Origin of the sequence: Achromobacter deleyi (assembly GCF_016127315.1) — a bacterium.
Lineage (GTDB): Bacteria > Pseudomonadota > Gammaproteobacteria > Burkholderiales > Burkholderiaceae_B > Achromobacter > Achromobacter insuavis_A.
In genome coordinates this window covers 1,877,810-1,894,983 of the sequence record NZ_CP065997.1, presented here as the reverse complement: position 1 = coordinate 1,894,983, position 17,174 = coordinate 1,877,810, and the positions used below count along the sequence as shown (strand labels likewise).

Annotated in this window: 19 protein-coding genes and 1 pseudogene; 10 read left to right on the top strand and 10 right to left on the bottom strand. The window is 66.6% G+C overall.

Going from position 1 to position 17,174, the window contains the following annotated elements; all coding sequences use genetic code 11:
- Positions 1-36 precede the first annotated feature (36 nt).
- Together I6I07_RS08505 and I6I07_RS08500 are read right to left on the bottom strand one after the other, a co-directional pair.
- Positions 37-903 carry a metal ABC transporter permease gene (locus tag I6I07_RS08505; RefSeq protein WP_006391912.1) on the bottom strand — a complete coding sequence of 289 codons (867 nt, stop codon included), beginning with the start codon at positions 901-903 and terminating at the stop codon, positions 37-39.
- Positions 900-1,622, bottom strand: coding sequence for a metal ABC transporter ATP-binding protein (locus tag I6I07_RS08500; protein ID WP_198486311.1), 723 nt, complete (start codon positions 1,620-1,622; stop codon positions 900-902). Before I6I07_RS08500 ends, I6I07_RS08505 begins: the two co-directional genes overlap by 4 nt.
- A 315-nt stretch (positions 1,623-1,937) precedes the next feature.
- Between I6I07_RS08500 and I6I07_RS08495 the strand changes: the two genes are divergently transcribed.
- The 5 genes from I6I07_RS08495 (at position 1,938) to hslU (ending at position 6,628) form a co-directional block, all read left to right on the top strand.
- Positions 1,938-2,441, top strand: a complete 504-nt coding sequence (locus I6I07_RS08495) for a Fur family transcriptional regulator (protein ID WP_054501175.1) — start codon at positions 1,938-1,940, stop codon at positions 2,439-2,441.
- 352 nt (positions 2,442-2,793) lie between these two features.
- Positions 2,794-3,924 (top strand): CobW family GTP-binding protein, encoded by a 1,131-nt coding sequence (locus tag I6I07_RS08490; RefSeq protein WP_198486310.1) that lies wholly within the window; start codon positions 2,794-2,796, stop codon positions 3,922-3,924.
- Positions 3,925-4,051: 127 nt separating this feature from the next.
- Positions 4,052-4,516, top strand: a complete 465-nt coding sequence (gene dksA, locus I6I07_RS08485; protein WP_006389752.1) for an RNA polymerase-binding protein DksA — start codon at positions 4,052-4,054, stop codon at positions 4,514-4,516.
- Positions 4,517-4,680: 164 nt separating this feature from the next.
- Complete coding sequence (gene hslV / locus I6I07_RS08480) at positions 4,681-5,220, top strand: ATP-dependent protease subunit HslV (RefSeq protein WP_198486309.1); 540 nt, start codon at positions 4,681-4,683, stop codon at positions 5,218-5,220.
- A 73-nt stretch (positions 5,221-5,293) separates the two neighbouring features.
- Positions 5,294-6,628, top strand: coding sequence for an ATP-dependent protease ATPase subunit HslU (gene hslU / locus I6I07_RS08475; RefSeq protein ID WP_198486308.1), 1,335 nt, complete (start codon positions 5,294-5,296; stop codon positions 6,626-6,628).
- A gap of 155 nt (positions 6,629-6,783) precedes the next feature.
- Here hslU and I6I07_RS08470 read toward each other — a convergent pair whose 3' ends face one another.
- The gene (locus I6I07_RS08470) at positions 6,784-7,089 is read right to left on the bottom strand and encodes a copper-binding protein (RefSeq protein ID WP_198486307.1); all 306 of its coding nucleotides are present in this window, start codon (positions 7,087-7,089) and stop codon (positions 6,784-6,786) included.
- Positions 7,090-7,249: 160 nt separating this feature from the next.
- On the opposite strand from I6I07_RS08470, the gene I6I07_RS08465 reads away from it, so the two are divergent.
- The 4 genes from I6I07_RS08465 to rfbC are packed head-to-tail and all read left to right on the top strand — an operon-like array spanning position 7,250 to position 10,325.
- Positions 7,250-7,804 carry a cob(I)yrinic acid a,c-diamide adenosyltransferase gene (locus I6I07_RS08465; RefSeq protein ID WP_198486306.1) on the top strand — a complete coding sequence of 185 codons (555 nt, stop codon included), beginning with the start codon at positions 7,250-7,252 and terminating at the stop codon, positions 7,802-7,804.
- Positions 7,805-7,855: 51 nt separating this feature from the next.
- Positions 7,856-8,905: a dTDP-glucose 4,6-dehydratase gene (rfbB, locus tag I6I07_RS08460; protein WP_198486305.1), complete on the top strand. Its 1,050-nt coding sequence runs from the start codon at positions 7,856-7,858 to the stop codon at positions 8,903-8,905.
- Positions 8,905-9,783 (top strand): glucose-1-phosphate thymidylyltransferase RfbA, encoded by an 879-nt coding sequence (rfbA, locus tag I6I07_RS08455; RefSeq protein WP_198486304.1) that lies wholly within the window; start codon positions 8,905-8,907, stop codon positions 9,781-9,783. The genes rfbB and rfbA overlap by 1 nt, the downstream gene beginning before the upstream one ends.
- Positions 9,783-10,325, top strand: a complete 543-nt coding sequence (rfbC, locus tag I6I07_RS08450; RefSeq protein ID WP_198486303.1) for a dTDP-4-dehydrorhamnose 3,5-epimerase — start codon at positions 9,783-9,785, stop codon at positions 10,323-10,325. Before rfbA ends, rfbC begins: the two co-directional genes overlap by 1 nt.
- On the opposite strand, the gene lipA is transcribed toward rfbC, so the two are convergent.
- Entirely contained in the window at positions 10,326-11,330 is a 1,005-nt protein-coding gene (lipA, locus tag I6I07_RS08445; protein WP_049052016.1) for a lipoyl synthase, read from the bottom strand.
- Positions 11,331-11,480: 150 nt separating this feature from the next.
- On the opposite strand from lipA, the gene I6I07_RS08440 reads away from it, so the two are divergent.
- On the top strand, positions 11,481-12,293 hold the full coding sequence (locus I6I07_RS08440; RefSeq protein WP_198486302.1) for a substrate-binding domain-containing protein: 813 nt from the start codon (positions 11,481-11,483) through the stop codon (positions 12,291-12,293).
- 63 nt (positions 12,294-12,356) lie between these two features.
- Here I6I07_RS08440 and I6I07_RS08435 read toward each other — a convergent pair whose 3' ends face one another.
- The 6 genes and pseudogenes from I6I07_RS08435 to I6I07_RS08410 all read right to left on the bottom strand — a co-directional run bounded on the left by I6I07_RS08435 (position 12,357) and on the right by I6I07_RS08410 (position 17,141).
- A complete protein-coding gene (locus I6I07_RS08435) occupies positions 12,357-13,085 on the bottom strand; it encodes a tetratricopeptide repeat protein (protein WP_198486301.1) in 729 nt (242 codons plus the stop codon).
- Positions 13,082-13,720, bottom strand: a complete 639-nt coding sequence (gene lipB / locus I6I07_RS08430; RefSeq protein WP_198487455.1) for a lipoyl(octanoyl) transferase LipB — start codon at positions 13,718-13,720, stop codon at positions 13,082-13,084. The genes I6I07_RS08435 and lipB overlap by 4 nt, the downstream gene beginning before the upstream one ends.
- 12 nt (positions 13,721-13,732) lie before the next feature.
- The gene (locus I6I07_RS08425) at positions 13,733-14,005 is read right to left on the bottom strand and encodes a YbeD family protein (RefSeq protein ID WP_006391925.1); all 273 of its coding nucleotides are present in this window, start codon (positions 14,003-14,005) and stop codon (positions 13,733-13,735) included.
- A 105-nt stretch (positions 14,006-14,110) separates the two neighbouring features.
- Positions 14,111-14,977: a D-amino acid aminotransferase gene (locus tag I6I07_RS08420; protein WP_198486300.1), complete on the bottom strand. Its 867-nt coding sequence runs from the start codon at positions 14,975-14,977 to the stop codon at positions 14,111-14,113.
- 95 nt (positions 14,978-15,072) lie between these two features.
- A pseudogene (locus tag I6I07_RS08415) lies at positions 15,073-16,334 on the bottom strand (D-alanyl-D-alanine carboxypeptidase family protein).
- A 153-nt stretch (positions 16,335-16,487) separates the two neighbouring features.
- The gene (locus I6I07_RS08410; protein WP_116520458.1) at positions 16,488-17,141 is read right to left on the bottom strand and encodes an alpha/beta hydrolase; all 654 of its coding nucleotides are present in this window, start codon (positions 17,139-17,141) and stop codon (positions 16,488-16,490) included.
- Positions 17,142-17,174 lie beyond the last annotated feature (33 nt).

Here is a 17,174-nt window from a genome sequence, read left to right as displayed (position 1 = left end):
GGAAAGAGGGAAGGCATGGTGAATCTCCTTGAGAGCTCAGGCCCGGCGCGAGACGCGCGGCGCCCGCAGCAGCCCGCCATGCGGGCCGCAGACGATGGAAAACAGGTAACAGACGCCGGCAGCCAGGATGATGGCGGGCGAGGCCGGCACATTGAAGTGATACGACACCAGCAGGCCGGCGACCGAGGCGGCCACGCCGATGCCCGCGGCCAGCGGCAATTGACCGGCGGCGGACCGCAGCCAGAAACGGGCCGCGGCGGCCGGCAGCATCATGATGCCGACCACCATCAAGGTGCCCAGCACCTGGAAGCCGGCCACCAGGTTCACCACCACCAGCACCAGGAAGGTCATGTGGACCCAGCCGCCCCGGCCGCCGCTGGCGCGCAGGAAGGCCGGATCCAGGCACTCCGCCACCAGCAGGCGGTAGAGCGCGGCCAGCGCCAGCAGCGTGACGCTGGCCGTGATGGAGACCAGCAGCAGCGACGCGTCGTCCAGCCCCAGCACCGTGCCGAACAGCACATGCAGCAGATCCATGTTGGAGCCGCGCAGCGATACCAGCAGCACCCCCAGGCCCAGCGAGATCAGGTAGAAGGCCGCGAAGCTGGCGTCCTCGCGCAGCGGCGTCAGGCGCGCCACCAGGCCGGCCAGCAGGGCCACCACCAGGCCGGTGGCGATGCCGCCCAGCATCATGGCCCACAGCGACAGGCCCGACAGCAGGAAGCCGGCCGCCACGCCGGGCAGGATGGCGTGCGACATGGCATCGCCCATCAGGCTCATCCGCCGCAACACCAGGAACACGCCCAGCGGCGCCGCGCCCAGCGACAGCGAGCAGGCGCCGGCCAGCGCGCGCCGCATGAAGCCGTAATCGATGAAGGGGGACACGACCCACTGCAACGCGCTCATGCGTAGGCCCTAGCGTGCCATTGGCGCGCCGTCTTCAGGTGCGCATCGGTCAGGACCGACTCGGTGTCGCCCCAGGCCACCACGGAACCCGACAGCAGCAGGCACTGCGGGAAATGCTCGCGCACCAGGTCCATGTCGTGCAGCACCGCGATCACCGAGCGGCCCTGGCCGTGCAGGCCGCACAGCAGCGCCATCAGGTCATCCGCGGTATGGCTGTCGACGGCGGTGAACGGCTCGTCCAGCAGCAGCACCGGCGCATCCTGCACCAGCATGCGGGCGAACAGGGTGCGCTGCATCTGGCCGCCGGACAGCGTATCCACGCCGCGGCCGGCCATGTCCGCCAGGCCCACGGTCTCCAGCGCCTGCATGCAGCGGTCGAGTTCGTCGCCGCCGTAGCGCCGCCAGCCGCCGACCCGGCGCCAGGCGCCCAGGGCCACCAGGTCGAGCACCGTCACGGGAAAGGCGCGGTCCAGTTCGGCGGCCTGCGGCAGCCAGGCCAGCTCGGCGCGGCCGGCGCCGCCGATGCTGACGCGGCCCGACATCGGCCGCAGCACGCCCATGATGCCCTTGACCAGGGTCGACTTGCCCGCGCCGTTGGGCCCGATCACGGCGGTCATGGCGCCCGGCTCGAAGCGGCCCGAGACGCCGCGCAGCGCGGCGTGCCCGTGCCACCCGAACGAGGCGTTGTGCAGCTCGATGGCGACCGGGGCGGCGCTCACCGCGGCCACCAATCCAGCGCCCAGCCGGTCAGCGCCCACAGCGCGACGACGGCCACCAGGGCGAACGCCATGCGGCGCCAGGCGGATACAAGGAAGGCGGAACGGAACGATGCGCGGGGGCCCGACGCGGCGCCGGGCCGCGGGGGCAGGAGCGAAAAATGGGACATGACGGCGACAAACGGTAAAACAGCATTATGTTATATCATAACCAAATTGGCTTGAATCGCTGGCTTTTGCCCGCACCTGGATGTTTTCTGCTACCTTCCAGGCATCTCGCGCGCGTCGCGCGCGTTCCCCATTCAGATGAAGCCCGCCATGCCCGCTCCGCCCCGTTCTCCCCGCAGTGACACCGTAGGCGCCCAACTCAGCGTCGCCGAGGCGCTGTGCGAACAACGCGGCAGCCGCCTGACCCCCATCCGCCGCAAGGTGCTGGAACTGCTGCTGCGCCACGGCCGCAGCCTGAAGGCCTACGAGCTGCTCGAAGCGATGCGCGAAGTGCACCCGGGCGCCGCGCCTCCCACGGTGTACCGTGCGCTGGACTTCCTGATGGACGAAGGCCTGATCCACCGGCTGGACGCGGTCAACGCCTGGAGCGCCTGCCACGACGTCGGCGGCGCGCCCCATGACCTGCTGGTGGTCTGTACCGGCTGCGGCGCGGTGGCCGAAGTGTCCGACCCCGCCATGAGCCGCCAGCTGGCCGAGCGCGTCGCCCAAACGGGCTACGTCCTGGCCACCCACGAGACCGAGATCCGGGCCTTGTGCCCGCAGTGCCAGAAGCAGCAGCCGGCCGACGCCGGGCATCACCACCATCACCACTGAGACGCGCGGCGCGGCCCGTCGGATGACGGGCCCCTGCCCCCGCTGTCCGCCCGCTTTCATCCGGATACTTGAAATCCGGAAAATCGCCCCAAAATAGTGATATCGCCCGATACTTGACGGCGTACAGCCGCGATCTGGGCGGCTACGGCCCCCGGGTTGGCCCGGGGTTTGCCCCCCGCCCTCGACTGTGCTGTAATCCTGCGTCCGGCCGCGATCGGCGGCCCTCGCAGCCTGTGGCAGTAACATCGGTCGAGCGATGTCAGGCAGGCAATCGGCACCCGCTGCCGCCCGCCAGCATCCCGCGCTTGACCGCCGTGTCTAACCGCCTTTACTTCACGCAAGCAGCTTCGCCATGAACACCCCGCGCAGTTTGGACAAAATGGTTCCCGTCACCATCCTCACCGGCTTTCTCGGTGCGGGCAAGACCACCCTGCTCAAGCGTATCCTGACCGAATTCCATGGCCGCCGCGTCGCGGTCATCGAAAACGAATTCGGACCGGAAAGCATCGACAACGACCTGCTGGTGCAGGACAGCGACGAGGAAATCATCGAGCTGTCCAACGGCTGCGTCTGCTGCACGGTGCGCGGCGACCTGATGCGCACCCTGTCCGACCTGCGCGCCAAGCGCGAGGCTGGCGCCCTGAATTTCGAACGCGTCATCCTGGAAACCACCGGCATGGCCAACCCCGGCCCGGTGTGCCAGACGTTCTTCATGGACGACGACATCGCCGAGTACTACCGCCTGGACGCGGTGGTCACGGTGGTCGACGCCAAGCACGGCATGCTGACGCTGGATGAACAGCCCGAAGCCCAGAAGCAAGTTGGCTTCGCGGACCGCATCCTGATCTCCAAGAAAGACCTGGTCAACGACGTCGACTACGAAGCGCTGCGCAACCGCCTGCTGCGGATGAACCCGCGCGCGCCCATCACCGCGGTCAACTTCGGCGACGCCGACCTGAAGTCGATCATCGACATCAGCGGCTTCAACCTGAATTCCATTCTCGACATCGACCCGGACTTCCTGGCCGATGAGCACCCCGACGCCGCCCACAGCCATGCACACGGGCACGGCCACGACCATGATCACGGCCATGACCACCACGGCCACGACCATGACCACGATCACGACGGCGACTGCGGGGCGCACTGCAATCACGCGCATCATCACCACCCCAAGCACGACGACGAAATCGGCGCGTTCGTGTTCCGGTCCAACAAGCCGTTCGATCCCGCGCGCCTTGAGGAATTCCTGGGCGGCGTGGTGCAGGTCTATGGTCCCGACCTGCTGCGCTACAAGGGCATCCTGTACATGAAGGGCATCAACCGCCGCATGTTGTTCCAGGGTGTGCACATGATGATGGGCGCCGAACCCGGCAAACCGTGGACCGCGGCCGAAAAACCGTCCACCAAGATGGTCTTCATCGGACGCAAGCTGCCCCAGGAGATTTTCACCCGGGGCTTGGAGCAGTGCCTGGCGGGGTAATCCCCTTTCCGGATAACGTGACGCGGTGCGACGAAGGCAGTACTGTGAGGGTACGAATAGCGTAGGCAGCAAACACGGACCGGGAAGACAAGCCCGCGCCAGGATCGATTCATAGTGGAGTGTTTTCATGGCTACCAAGGCAGCAACCAAAAAATCAAGCAAGTCGACGAGCGATACGGCGATTGATCTGCCCAGCGAGAAGGAATTGCTGGCCATGCCCGAGTCCGACTACATGAACGAACGCCAGCTGGCGTTCTTCAAGGAACGGCTCAAACAACTCGAACAGGACATCCTGGCCAACGCCGGCGAAACCACCGAGCACCTGCGTGAAACGCAGTTCGTGCCCGATCCCGCCGACCGCGCCACCATCGAGGAAGAACACGCCCTCGAGCTGCGCACCCGCGACCGCGAGCGCAAGCTGCTCAAGAAGGTGCAACAGTCCATCGCCCGCATCGACAGCGGCGAATACGGCTGGTGCGAGGAAACCGGCGAACCCATCGGCATCCCGCGCCTGCTGGCCCGCCCCACCGCCACCCTGTCGCTGGAAGCGCAGGAACGGCGCGAAATGCGGCAGAAGCTGTACGGCGACTGATCCGTCCCGTTATTCAAGCGCCACACTGAAAGGCTATGCTGGTTTCCAGCATGGCCTTTTTTCATTGCCGGGCCGTCCCAAAATGAAAACGCCCCCCATGGGGCGCCGCAAGCCTTGATTTCGCTCGCATCGCCCCCAGCTAGTCCTTTCAAAGGAAGGAACGCATGGAACAATTTCACGCCACCACCATCGTGTGCGTGCGCCGCGGCAACCGCGTCGCACTGGGCGGCGATGGCCAGGTCACCCTGGGCAACATCGTCATCAAGGGCACGGCGCGTAAGATCCGCCGCCTGTACCACGACAAGATCCTGGCCGGTTTCGCCGGCGCCACCGCCGACGCGTTCACGCTGCAGGAACGCTTCGAAGCCAAGCTCGAAAAGCACCAGGGCAACCTGATGCGCGCGGCGGTCGAGCTCACCCGCGACTGGCGCACCGACCGCGTCCTGCGCCGGCTCGAAGCCATGCTGATCGTGGCCGACGCCGAGCACACGCTGGTGCTGACCGGCAACGGCGACGTGCTCGAGCCCGAACACGGCCTGGCCGCCATCGGCTCGGGCGGGGCCTATGCCCAGGCCGCCGCGCTGGCGCTGCTGCGCAACACCGACCTGGCGCCCGAGACCATCGTCAAGCAATCGCTCGAGATCGCCGGCGACCTCTGCATCTACACCAACCAGAACCACGTCATCGAGACGCTGGGCGACTGACGCCCACCCCGCGGCGCCCGCCCGGCGCCGCGGCCCGTCCCCCTGCCCAGCCCCGCTTCAAGGATTCGCCCTCATGTCCGCATCCAACATGACGCCCGGAGAGATCGTCTCCGAACTCGACAAGTTCATCGTCGGCCAGAACCGCGCCAAGCGCGCGGTGGCGGTGGCCCTGCGCAACCGCTGGCGCCGCCAGCAGGTGGCCGAGCCGCTGCGCCACGAGATCCACCCCAAGAACATCCTCATGATCGGCCCCACCGGCGTGGGCAAGACCGAGATCGCGCGCCGCCTGGCCAAGCTGGCCAACGCGCCGTTCATCAAGATCGAGGCCACCAAGTTCACCGAGGTAGGCTACGTCGGCCGCGACGTCGACACCATCATCCGCGACCTGACCGAATACTCCATCAAGCAGACCCGCGAACTGGAAATGCGCCGCGTGCGCACCCAGGCCGAGGACGCCGCCGAAGACCGCATCCTGGACGCCCTGGTGCCGCCGCCCCGCGGCGCCTCGGGCGAGCCCGAGCGCGGCGAGGACAACAGCGCCCGCCAGACCTTCCGCAAGCGCCTGCGCGAGGGCAAGATCGACGATCTCGAGATCGAGATCGAAGTGGCCCAGGCCGCGCCGCAGATGGACGTCATGACGCCCCCCGGCATGGAAGAAATGGCCGAGCAGCTGCGCGGCATGTTCGCCGGGATGGCGCGCGACAAGAAGAAGTCCAAGAAGATGAAGGTGCGCGAAGCCTTCAAGCTGATCGTCGACGAGGAAGCCGCCAAGCGCGTCAACGAGGAAGACCTGCGCACCACCGCCATCAACAACGTCGAGCAGAACGGCATCGTGTTCCTGGACGAGATCGACAAGATCGCGGCGCGCCAGGAAAGCGGCGGCGCCGACGTCTCGCGCCAGGGCGTGCAGCGCGACCTGCTGCCGCTGGTCGAGGGCACCACCGTCAACACGCGCTACGGCATGGTCCGCACCGACCACATCCTGTTCATCGCCTCGGGCGCCTTCCACCTGGCGCGTCCGTCCGACCTGATCCCCGAACTGCAAGGCCGCTTCCCGATCCGCGTCGAACTGGAATCGCTGACCGCCGAAGACTTCGTTCGCATCCTGAGCGATACCGACGCGTCGCTGACCAAGCAATACACGGCGCTGCTGGCCACCGAAGACGTGCAGCTGGAATTCACCGACGAAGGCGTGCGCCGCCTGGCCGAGCTGGCCTACGACGTCAACGAGACCACCGAGAACATCGGCGCCCGCCGCCTCTACACCGTGATGGAAAAGCTGCTGGACGAACTGTCGTTCGACGCCACCGCCTCCAACAACAAGACGGTGAAGATCGACGCCGCCTACGTCAACGCGCAACTGGCCGAAGCCGCCAGCAGCCAGGACCTGGCCCGCTACGTGCTGTAAGGCCCGCGCCCCGGCCGCGGCCGGCGGCACAAACACGAAGGCCCGCCGCAAGCGATTGCGGCGGGCCTTTTGTCTGGCAAGGGGCGTGCGCGCCGGACCAGCGGCGGCGTTGCCTGTCGCCATGCGGGCGCCGCATCGGCGCCCGCGGCACACGTTCAATTGGTGATCGCGGTCACCACATACTTGCCATCCTTGCGCTCGGCGGTGAAACGCACCTTGTCGCCGGCCTTGATCTTGGCCAGCAGCGCCGGATCGGCGTCGTACACCAGCGTCATGGCCGGCAGGTCGAGGGCCTTGATGGCGTCGTGCTTGATGGTGACCTTGCCCGCGCCCGGGTCCACGCGCCGCACTTCGCCGCTGGCGTCGGCCTGTTGCGCGAACGCCATTGGCGTCGCCAGTGAAACAACGGCCATCGCGGTCGCGATAGCCACGGGCATTGCATATTTGCGGTCAAAAGCCATACAGCATCCTCCATTGACAGCGAAAGCCGGGGGCTTCGATCCACGCCCGCCCTGCTTCCCACAATGCTAGGATACCGCCGTTACGAAACAGTTCCTGCGGTAGAACGCAACAATCCTGACGATTGATTGCGACTGCCCCTCATTGCAACCAGGATTTCCCATGGCCAACCGCTTATCTGTCATAACCACTCGCACAGGAGATGATGGCACGACTGGCCTGGGTGACGGATCACGGATCCCGAAAGACGCGCCCCGCATCGCGGCACTGGGCGACGTGGACGAGCTGAATAGCGTCATCGGCCTACTGCTGACGGAGGCACTGCCCGACACTATCGCCGCTGACCTGCTGACCATCCAGCACGATCTGTTCGACATGGGCGCCGAGCTTTGCATTCCTGGACATACCGCCCTGACGGACGCGCACATCGCGAACCTCGATGCACGCCTGGCACATTACAACGGTTCGCTGCCACCCTTGCGCGAGTTCATTTTGCCCGGTGGCACACGTGGCGCCGCGCAGGCGCATGTGGCGCGCACGGTCTGCCGGCGGGCGGAACGCGCCGTGGTGGCACTGGCGAATGCCCATAGCGTGAACCCCCCGGTCCGGCAATACCTGAACCGCTTGTCGGATCTGATGTTCGTGCTGGCGCGTTGTATAAATCAACATGCAGGGCAGAAAGACACGTTCTGGGCGGGAGCCCAGGCGCGCCGCTAAATCGCGACCGGGATACGCCAGGCGCCATCGGGTCCTGGAGGTTTGACACAAATGAGCATTATTGTCACCGGCGGCGCCGGCTTTATCGGGTCCAACTTCGTGCTGGACTGGCTGGCTCGTGGCGACGAGCCGGTCGTCACGCTGGACAAGTTGACCTACGCCGGCAATCTGGAGAACCTCGCGCCCTTGTCGGGCGACCCTCGGCATACGTTTGTCCAAGGTGATATTGCCGACCAGGCGGCCATGCTGGCACTGCTGCGGACCCACCGTCCGCGCGCCTTGATCAATTTTGCCGCCGAGACCCATGTCGACCGATCCATCGCCGATCCGGGTTCTTTCATCCAGGCAAATGTGCTTGGCACCTTCCATTTGCTGGAGGCGGTGCGCAGTTACTGGAGCGATCTGGACCGCTCCCGCCAGGCCCACTTCCGCTTTCTGCATGTATCGACCGACGAAGTCTACGGTTCGCTGGACGAAAATGGCTCGCCGTTCACCGAACAGACCTGTTACGCACCCAACAGTCCCTATTCCGCCAGCAAGGCCGCCAGCGACCACTTCGTGCGCGCCTACCACCAGACCTATGGCCTGCCGGTGCTGACGTCCAACTGCTCCAATAATTACGGCCCGCGGCAGTTCCCGGAAAAACTGATTCCGCTGGTCATTCATCATGCCTTTGCCGGCAAGCCGCTCCCCCTATACGGTGACGGTCTCCAACGGCGTGATTGGCTCTACGTATCCGACCATTGCGATGCGATTCGTCGCATGCTCGAAGCCGGTACGCCAGGCGCGACCTATAACGTGGGCGGCTGGAACGAAAAAACCAACCTGGAACTGGTTCATAGTCTGTGCCGGCGCCTGGACGAACTCCGGCCGCGCGCGGACGGCCAATCCTATGCAACGCAGATAGTGCATGTCCCGGACCGCGCTGGCCATGACCGCCGCTACGCTGTCGACGCGTCGCGCCTGCGGCGTGACCTGGGCTGGATGCCCGCCGAAACCTTCGAATCGGGTATTCAGAAAACCATGCAGTGGTACCTGCACGAAACGCAGTGGGTGGCGAACGTCACCAGCGGCGCTTATCGCATGCGCCACGAGCCATAATGCGCAAAGGCATAGTCCTGGCCGGCGGCTCCGGCGCCCGGCTGCATCCCGCCACACTGGCGATCAGCAAGCAGTTGCTGCCTGTCTTTGACAAGCCAATGATCTACTACCCGCTGACGACACTGATGTTGGCGGGGATACGCGACATCCTGATCATCTCCACGCCCCAGGACACCCCGCGTTTTCTGCAGTTGCTAGGGGATGGCTCACAATGGGGCCTCAACCTGGAATATGCCGTCCAGCCCTCACCAGACGGGCTGGCGCAGGCCTTTCTGATCGGGGCGCCCTTCATTGGCCACAGCGCATCCGCACTGGTGTTGGGCGACAACATTTTCTACGGCCATGAACTGCCCCGGCTGCTGCAACGCGCAAATAAACGCACAGCCGGCGCCACGGTCTTCGCCTACCATGTGCAAGATCCGCAGCGCTATGGCGTCGCCGAATTCAGCTCGGGCGGCAACGTCCTGTCCATTGAAGAAAAACCCGTCCGCCCCCGCTCCAATTACGCGGTGACCGGCCTGTACTTCTACGATAACGATGTGATCGACATCGCCCGCGACATTCGCCCCTCGGCACGCGGTGAACTGGAGATCACCGACATCAACCAGCGTTACCTGGAACAAGGCAGGCTATCAGTGGAGATCATGGGCCGTGGTTTTGCCTGGCTCGATACGGGCACCCATGAGTCACTGCTGGAGGCCGGCCAATTCATCGCCACGCTCGAACACCGTCAAGGCCTGAAGGTAGCGTGTCCTGAAGAGATCGCCTTTCGGCAACAATGGATCACCGCCGAGGCGTTGGAACGACTGGCGGCCCCCCTCTCCAGAAGCGGTTACGGCCAATATCTGATGCGTATCCTGGCGGACAAGGTGTTCTGATGAAAGTCATACCGCAAGCGCTGCCCGACGTACTGATTCTGGAGCCTCGCGTCTTCACGGACGAACGCGGCTTTTTCTTTGAGAGCTTCAACCAGGACACGTTCGCGGCCACGACCGGCCTGCAGCGCCACTTCGTGCAAGACAATCACTCGCGCTCGGCCCAAGGCGTGCTGCGCGGCTTGCACTATCAGGTCGACCAGCCGCAGGGCAAGCTTGTGCGCGTCTGCGTGGGAGAGATATTCGACGTAGCGGTGGATGTGCGGCGTTCGTCCCCCACGTTCGGACAATGGGTCGGCGCGGTGCTCAACGCGCAGAACATGCGCCAGATGTGGATACCCGAAGGGTATGCCCATGGCTTTTTGACGCTGTCGGAATATGCAGAGGTTCTGTACAAGACCACCGACTATTACGCGCCCCGGCTCGAACGCTGCATCCGCTGGGATGACCCTGATTTAGCGATCAACTGGCCAGGCAACCATGCGCCGCTGCTATCCGCGAAGGACCGCAGCGGCGTCTGGCTCAACGATGCCCAGTCGGGCTGATCAGTTCACGCCCGCCGCATGGGCCTGCTCGTCGGCGTGGTACGACGAACGCACCATCGCGCCGACCGCGGCGTGCGAGAAGCCCATCGCATAGGCCTCGCGCTCGAACATGGCGAAGGTGTCGGGATGCACGTAGCGCAGCACCGGCAGGTGGTGTTCCGACGGCTGCAGGTACTGGCCGATGGTGAGCATGTCGACGTTGTGCTCGCGCATGTCGCGCATCACCTGCAGGATTTCCTCGTCGGTCTCGCCCAGGCCGAGCATCAGGCCCGACTTGGTCGGCACGTCGGGATGCAGCTTCTTGAACTCGGCCAGCAGCTTGAGCGAGTGCATGTAGTCCGAACCCGGACGGGCCTGCTTGTACAGGCGCGGCACGGTTTCCAGATTGTGGTTCATCACGTCCGGAGGACCGGCGTTCAGGATGGTCAGCGCGCGGTCCAGGCGGCCGCGGAAGTCGGGCACCAGCACCTCGATGCGGGTGCTGGGCGACAGTTCGCGGATGTGGGTGATGCAGTCGACGAAGTGGCCGGCGCCGCCGTCGCGCAGGTCGTCGCGGTCGACCGAGGTGATCACTACGTACGACAGCTTCATCGCGGCGATGGTGCGCGCGAGGTTTTCCGGTTCCTTGGTATCGAGCGGGTCGGGGCGGCCATGGCCCACATCACAGAACGGGCAGCGGCGGGTGCACTTGTCGCCCATGATCATGAACGTGGCCGTGCCCTTGCCGAAGCACTCGCCGATGTTCGGGCAGGAGGCTTCCTCGCACACCGTGTGCAGGTTGTGCTCGCGCAGGATGCGCTTGATGTCGTAGAAGCGCGAGCCCGGCTGGGCCGCCTTGACGCGGATCCATTCCGGCTTCTTCAGGCGCTCGGCGGGAATGATCTTGATCGGGATGCGCGCCGTCTTGGCCTGGGATTTCTGTTTCTGCGTCGGATCGTACGCCGTTTCCGCGGGCGCGGCGGCGGCTTCGTTCGAGGGTACAGACGACTCGGCAAGCGTGGACATGGAACACCTTCACGACCGGCGCGCGCGGCGTTGCGGTCTGAGACAAAAGAAGGCATTTTACCCCCTGCGCCCAAATCCGCTCCGAATGGCCCGGCGCCGGGCCGCGCCGGGTTATCGTCACGCCTGACGAATCCGTGCCGCCTTGCCCCCATGTCGACCCTGCCTTTCCCCCGCCCCATCGCCCTGATCGCCCCCCGGCTGGACCATGCGCCCGCCGCCCGCGCCGTGCAGGCCTGCGCCGAACGGCTGGCGCCCGCCGGCTATTACCTGGCCGCGGCCCCCTGGCGCGATCCATCCCTGCTGCCGCTGCTGGGCCCGCTGGCGCCGGCCGCGGCGCTGGTGATCGGCCCGCTCGACGATCCGCAATTGCGCGCGGCCGTGGTGGCGCTGGAGATCCCCGTGGTGGAAACCTGGAGCCCGCCCGCCGCGCCGCTGGACAGCCTGATCACGCCAGACAACGCCGAGGCCGGCCGCCAGGCGGCCCGCCACTTCGCCGAGAAAGGCCATGCCCGGGTGGCCTGCGTCAGTGCCGACACCCCGTGGGAACGCAGTCGCCGCGAAGGCTTCATCAGCAGCGCGGCCGCGCTCGGGCTGACCCTGGCGGCCGACATCGTGCAGCCGGAAGCGCAGCAATTGAACGATGGCCGGCTGGCGTTCCTGCGCCTGCTGGCGACCAACACGATCTTCGACGCGGTGTTCTGCACCTCGGACCTGCTGGCCGCCGCCAGCGTGTCGGAAGCCCACCAGCGCGACCTGCACGTGCCGCAGGACCTGGCCGTGCTGGGCTTCACCGAGGACGGCAGCGCCGCGCAATGGGCGCAGGGGCTGACGACGCTGGGCATGGACGCGGCCGAACTGGGCCGGCGCGCGGGCCAGTTGCTGCTGGACCGGCTCGATGGAGAACAGCCAGCCGGCACGCGGCTGACGCTGGATGTGGTGTTCGAGGCGCGCCTGAGCACCTGACGGCCACGCGGGCCGGGCCAGGACTTGGCGGGGTCAGGCGGTGGGTGCGACCCGGGACGCCGCTCAGGCGCCCGTCTCGTACAACGGCGGAAATCCGCCGTCGCGCAACATCGCGTCGGCTTCACGCAGGAAGGCCGGCGTGGAGGTCTCGGGCACGCGCACCAGCCACTGCACCGCCTCTTCCTTGCGGCCGCGCAGCAACAGCATGCGGCCCAGGTGAAACATGCCGCGGAAGTCGCCGCCCTCGGCGCAGCGCCGGTAGCAGTCGAACGCGCGCTCCAGGTCCTGCTCGACCACGTCGCCGGTTTCGTAGAAACGGCCGACCACGCCGATGGATTTGACGTGTCCGGCCTGCGCCGCCTGCTGGTACAGCGCCAGCGCCGCCGCGCGGTTCTGCACCACGCCGCCGCGGCCGCTCTTGAGCATGTGGGCGTAGTTGTACATGCCCCAGTCCAGCCCGCGATCCGCGGCCAGCCGGAACCAGTACGCCGCCACGGTATCGTCCGGCGCGATGCCCCAGCCGTTTTCGTAGCAGCGGCCGATCATGTTGATGGCCATGAGATGGTCGGCATTGGCGGCGCGCTTGAACCAGGCCAGCCCTTCGGTCTGATCCTGCGGCACGCCAACGCCATCGAGCAGCATCTGGCCGAAGATGGTCTGCGCCTCGACCAGGCCCATGTCGGCCGCCGTGCGGATCCAGGCGGCATATTGCGGCGCCGGTCCGGCGCGCAGGCTGGCCAGTTGCTCGGGGGAGGTCGCGGCCACCTCGGCCGGGGTATAGCTTGTCTTCATGCGGGAGTCCTTGCCTGGCGCCACAAGCGGGCCAGATTGCGGGCCAGCGCGTCGCCCACCTCGGTGGGCTCGCGCCGCACGCTACAGGACGCCATGTCGACCGTGCGCAGGCCGGCGTACCCGCAAGGGTTGATGCCCAGGAACGGCGCCAGGTCCATCGCCACGTTCAGCGACACGCCGTGATAGGCGCGGCCGTTGCGGATCTTGATGCCCAGCGCGGCGATCTTGGCCAGTTCGCCGCCCTCGGGATGGGCCACGTACACGCCCGGCGCGCCCGGCTTGCGGCAGGCGCCGGGCAGGCCCATTTCATCGAGCGTGTCGATCACCGCCGCTTCCAGCAGGGCCACGTATTCCTTCACGTACATGTCGACGCGGCGCAGGTCGAACAGCGCGTAGGCCATCACCTGGCCAGGGCCGTGGTACGTGACCTGGCCGCCGCGGTCGCAATGGACGATGGGGATGGCGCCGGGGTTGAGCACGTGCTCGGGCAGGCCCGCCTGGCCCAGCGTGTAGACCGGGGCATGCTCGCACAGCCAGATTTCATCGGGCGTCTCGGCGGACCGCTGGTCGGTGTACGCCTGCATGTCCCGCCACACGGACAGGTAGTCCGCGGGCCGCGCCAGCCACTTGATCACAGCCACTTGCCTTTACAGGACGATCGACACCATCGGGTGGCCGTGCAGCGCCTGGTACAGGCTGTCGAGCTGCTCGCGCGAGGTGGCGCGCACCGTGAAGGTCAGGCCCATGTAGTTGCCGCCCTTGCTGGGCCGCATCTCGACCGTGGCGGCATCGAAGCCCGGGTCGAAGCGCAGCACGACTTCGGTCAGCGTCTGCGCGAACTCCGGATGATGCTTGCCCATGACCTTGATGGGAAAGTCGCTGGGGTACTCGATGAGGGAGTCTTCGGGCGGAATATGCATGATGGATGGCCTGGAGCGTCAAACTATCTATATGGGGGCAGGCATCGTGCAGGCAAGGCCCGCCGGCGGCGCGGGCGGCCGCCAGGGCCGCCCCACGTGGCCGTTCTAGAGCGCGGCGATGCGGGCATCATAACCCGCGCGCAATTGCTCAAAAACGGGGCCAGGCTTGCCCGAACCCACCGGCCGGCCGTCCAGCGACACGATCGCCAGCACTTCCTTGGTGGCCGAGGACAGCATCAGTTCATCGGCCCGGGCGACCTCGTCCTGGGTGATGCGGCGCGCCTCGAACGGGATGCCGGCTTCGGCCGCCAGCTCGCCCATCAGGCCGTAGCGGATGCCTTCCAGGATCAGGTTGTTCTTGGGCGGGGCCAGCAGCTTGCCACCGGAGACCACCCAGATGTTGGTGGACGAACCCTCGGTGAGGAAGCCGTCGCGGAACTGCAGCACTTCGTCGACGTGGGCGTCGACCGCCTGCTGCTTGGCCAGCACGTTGCCCAGCAACGACACCGACTTGATCTCGCAGTGCAGCCAGCGCTCGTCGGGGATGGTGATGGCGGACAGGCCCTGGGCGCGGGACGCGGCCGACGGCGGCGCCCACGCCGAGATCATGCCGAACACCGTCGGCTTGACCGGCTCGGCCGGGAACTGGTGGTCGCGCTTGGCCACGCCGCGCGTGACCTGCAGGTAGACGATGCAGGTTTCCAGGTTCGAGCGCGCCAGCAGCTGCTCGATCAGGTCGATCCAGCCGGCGCGGTCGAACGGCTGGGCGATGCGCAGGGCCGCCAGGCTGCGGTCCAGGCGGTCCAGGTGTTCGGCCATGCGGAAGGCATTGCCGCGGTAGACGGGCACCACTTCGTAGATGCCGTCGCCGAAAATGAAGCCGCGATCGAGCACGGAGACCTTGGCCTCGTCGATACGCACAAACTCGCCATTGAGAAACACCTGGCTTTCGCCCGGCACGCCCGGAATCATGAGCCGCTCCTGAGAATCAAATGGATAGGGACGGGCCACCCGGCCCGCCCCTTCTTGGTAAAGCTTACACCCAACCGCGCCCGTGGCGCGTCGGCTTACTGGAACCAGCGCTTGACGGTGTCGACCATGCGGCCGAAGAAGCCCGCGCGCTCGACGGCATCCTGCACCACCAGCGGCTCGGTGCGCAGCACCTTGCCATCCAGCGTGAACTGCAGGGTGCCGACCTGCTGGCCCTTGGTCAGCGGCGCGATCAGGGGATCGGTGCGCTGCGCCACGGGCTTGAGGTCGCCGGCCTTGCCGCGCGGCACCGCGATCGAGACCGGGTTGGGCGGGCCGAGCTTGACGTTCTCGGCGGTGCCTTCCCAGACGCGGGCGTCGATGCCGGGCTGGCTCTTGTCGAACAGCTTGACCGTGTCGAAGTTCTGGAAGCTCCAGTTCAGCAGCTTCAGGCTTTCCTCGGCGCGCGTGGCTTCGCTGTCGGTGCCCACCACCACCACCAGGATGCGGCGGTCGCCGCGCACCGCGGTCGACACCAGGCAGTAGCCGGCCGAATCGGTGTGGCCGGTCTTCATGCCGTCGACCGAGGGATCGGCCCACAGCAGGCGGTTGCGGTTGGGCTGGGTGATCTTGTTGTAGGTGTAGCTCTTCTGCTTGTAGTAGTGGAAGAACTGCGGGTGATCGGTGATCAGGTGCGCCGACAGCGTGGCCAGGTCGCGCGTGGACGTCATGTGCTGCGGATCGGGCAGGCCCGTGGCATTCATGAAGTGGGTGTTGCGCATGCCCAGGCGCTCGGCTTCCTGGTTCATGAGCGAGGCGAACGCGGTTTCGCTGCCGCCGACCGCTTCGGCCAGCGCGACCGAGGCGTCGTTGCCCGACTGCACGATCATGCCCTGGTTCAGCTCATCGACAGTGACCGGCTTGCGCGGCTCGATGAACATGCGCGAACCGCCGGTGCGCCAGGCGTGCTCGGACACCGGCACGGTCTGTTCCAGCGTCAGGCGCTTCTCTTCGAGCGCGTTGAACACGACGTAGGCCGTCATGATCTTGGTGAGCGAGGCCGGCTCGACCTTCATGTCGGGGTTCGACGCCGCCAGGGTCTGGCCGCTGTTCACGTCGATCACGATCCAGGCCTTGGCCGCGATGGTGGGCGCCGGCACCGCCGACACATCACCCACCGGCACCACGCCCGTTGCCGTCGGCGCGGGGCCGTGGCGCCCGCGGCCGCCGGGGTGGCGGCGGGCGCCTGCTGGGCCCAGGCCGGCAACGACGTCGCGAGCATCGCCGACAACACCGCGCCAGCCAAGGCGCGACGGGCAAAAACAACGGGGGAGTGAGCGGAGTGAGGCAAATTCTTCATCGGCAACGTGGGTCCAGGAAAGACGCCCGCTGGCGCGGGGCAAGTGGCTGACAATTATAGGCAGTCGATGAGACCCGTCCGGCCCGGGATGGGTTCCTTGGGCATTTAAAACATGCAACTTGATGCAACGCGCCACATGGCGCGGCGCGCCGTTCAGTCAAGCTTGACCTTCAGGTGCGCCTGCACCAGCTGGCGCAACACCAGCAGCTTGCCGTGGAAAAAGTGCGACGCGCCGGGGATCACCACCACAGGGATCGAACGCGGGCGGGCCCAGTCCATGGCTTCCGACAGCGGCACCACCTCGTCCTCTTCGCCATGCACCAGCAGCGTATCGCCGGGCACCTGCACTTCGTGCGACTGGAAGCGGTTGACGGCGGGCCCCATCAGCATCAGCGCGCTCGGCAGCACCGCATCGCCCTGATCGGCCAGCCCCGCGTAGGTCTGCGCAGCCACGGCCGTGCCGAACGAAAAACCGGCCAGCACCCAGGGCGCCTGCGCCAGTTCCGGGTGCAGCTCGCGCATCTGCGCCACGACGGCCAGCATGTCCTGGGTTTCGCCGACGGACTTGTCGAACGCGCCTTCGGACAGGCCGACGCCGCGGAAATTGGGCCGCACCGCCACCAGGCCGTGCTGGACGCAGGCGCGCGACAGCGTGGTCACCACCTTGTTCTCGCGCGCGCCGCCCTGCAGCGGATGCGGATGCAGCACCAGGGCCCAGCCCCGCGGCGTGCCGTCAGGCCAGTCCACCGCGCAGTCGATGCGGCCGGCGGCGCCGGTGAAGGCGTGGGTTTGGGTGCTTGCGGGCATAGGGAAACTCGTGCTGCGTGGAAAAGGAAGATG

Coding starts and splice junctions, on each gene's coding strand:
- I6I07_RS08465 (WP_198486306.1), top strand. CDS start 7,250: ATGGCCAACCGCTTATCTGTCATAACCACTCGCACAGGAGATGATGGC.
- hslU (WP_198486308.1), top strand. CDS start 5,294: ATGTCCGCATCCAACATGACGCCCGGAGAGATCGTCTCCGAACTCGAC.
- I6I07_RS08490 (WP_198486310.1), top strand. CDS start 2,794: ATGAACACCCCGCGCAGTTTGGACAAAATGGTTCCCGTCACCATCCTC.
- dksA (WP_006389752.1), top strand. CDS start 4,052: ATGGCTACCAAGGCAGCAACCAAAAAATCAAGCAAGTCGACGAGCGAT.
- lipA (WP_049052016.1), bottom strand. CDS start 11,330: ATGTCCACGCTTGCCGAGTCGTCTGTACCCTCGAACGAAGCCGCCGCC.
- rfbA (WP_198486304.1), top strand. CDS start 8,905: ATGCGCAAAGGCATAGTCCTGGCCGGCGGCTCCGGCGCCCGGCTGCAT.
- I6I07_RS08495 (WP_054501175.1), top strand. CDS start 1,938: ATGCCCGCTCCGCCCCGTTCTCCCCGCAGTGACACCGTAGGCGCCCAA.
- I6I07_RS08470 (WP_198486307.1), bottom strand. CDS start 7,089: ATGGCTTTTGACCGCAAATATGCAATGCCCGTGGCTATCGCGACCGCG.
- I6I07_RS08435 (WP_198486301.1), bottom strand. CDS start 13,085: ATGAAGACAAGCTATACCCCGGCCGAGGTGGCCGCGACCTCCCCCGAG.
- I6I07_RS08425 (WP_006391925.1), bottom strand. CDS start 14,005: ATGCATATTCCGCCCGAAGACTCCCTCATCGAGTACCCCAGCGACTTT.
- I6I07_RS08505 (WP_006391912.1), bottom strand. CDS start 903: ATGAGCGCGTTGCAGTGGGTCGTGTCCCCCTTCATCGATTACGGCTTC.
- rfbC (WP_198486303.1), top strand. CDS start 9,783: ATGAAAGTCATACCGCAAGCGCTGCCCGACGTACTGATTCTGGAGCCT.
- I6I07_RS08440 (WP_198486302.1), top strand. CDS start 11,481: ATGTCGACCCTGCCTTTCCCCCGCCCCATCGCCCTGATCGCCCCCCGG.
- rfbB (WP_198486305.1), top strand. CDS start 7,856: ATGAGCATTATTGTCACCGGCGGCGCCGGCTTTATCGGGTCCAACTTC.
- I6I07_RS08420 (WP_198486300.1), bottom strand. CDS start 14,977: ATGATTCCGGGCGTGCCGGGCGAAAGCCAGGTGTTTCTCAATGGCGAG.
- I6I07_RS08410 (WP_116520458.1), bottom strand. CDS start 17,141: ATGCCCGCAAGCACCCAAACCCACGCCTTCACCGGCGCCGCCGGCCGC.
- hslV (WP_198486309.1), top strand. CDS start 4,681: ATGGAACAATTTCACGCCACCACCATCGTGTGCGTGCGCCGCGGCAAC.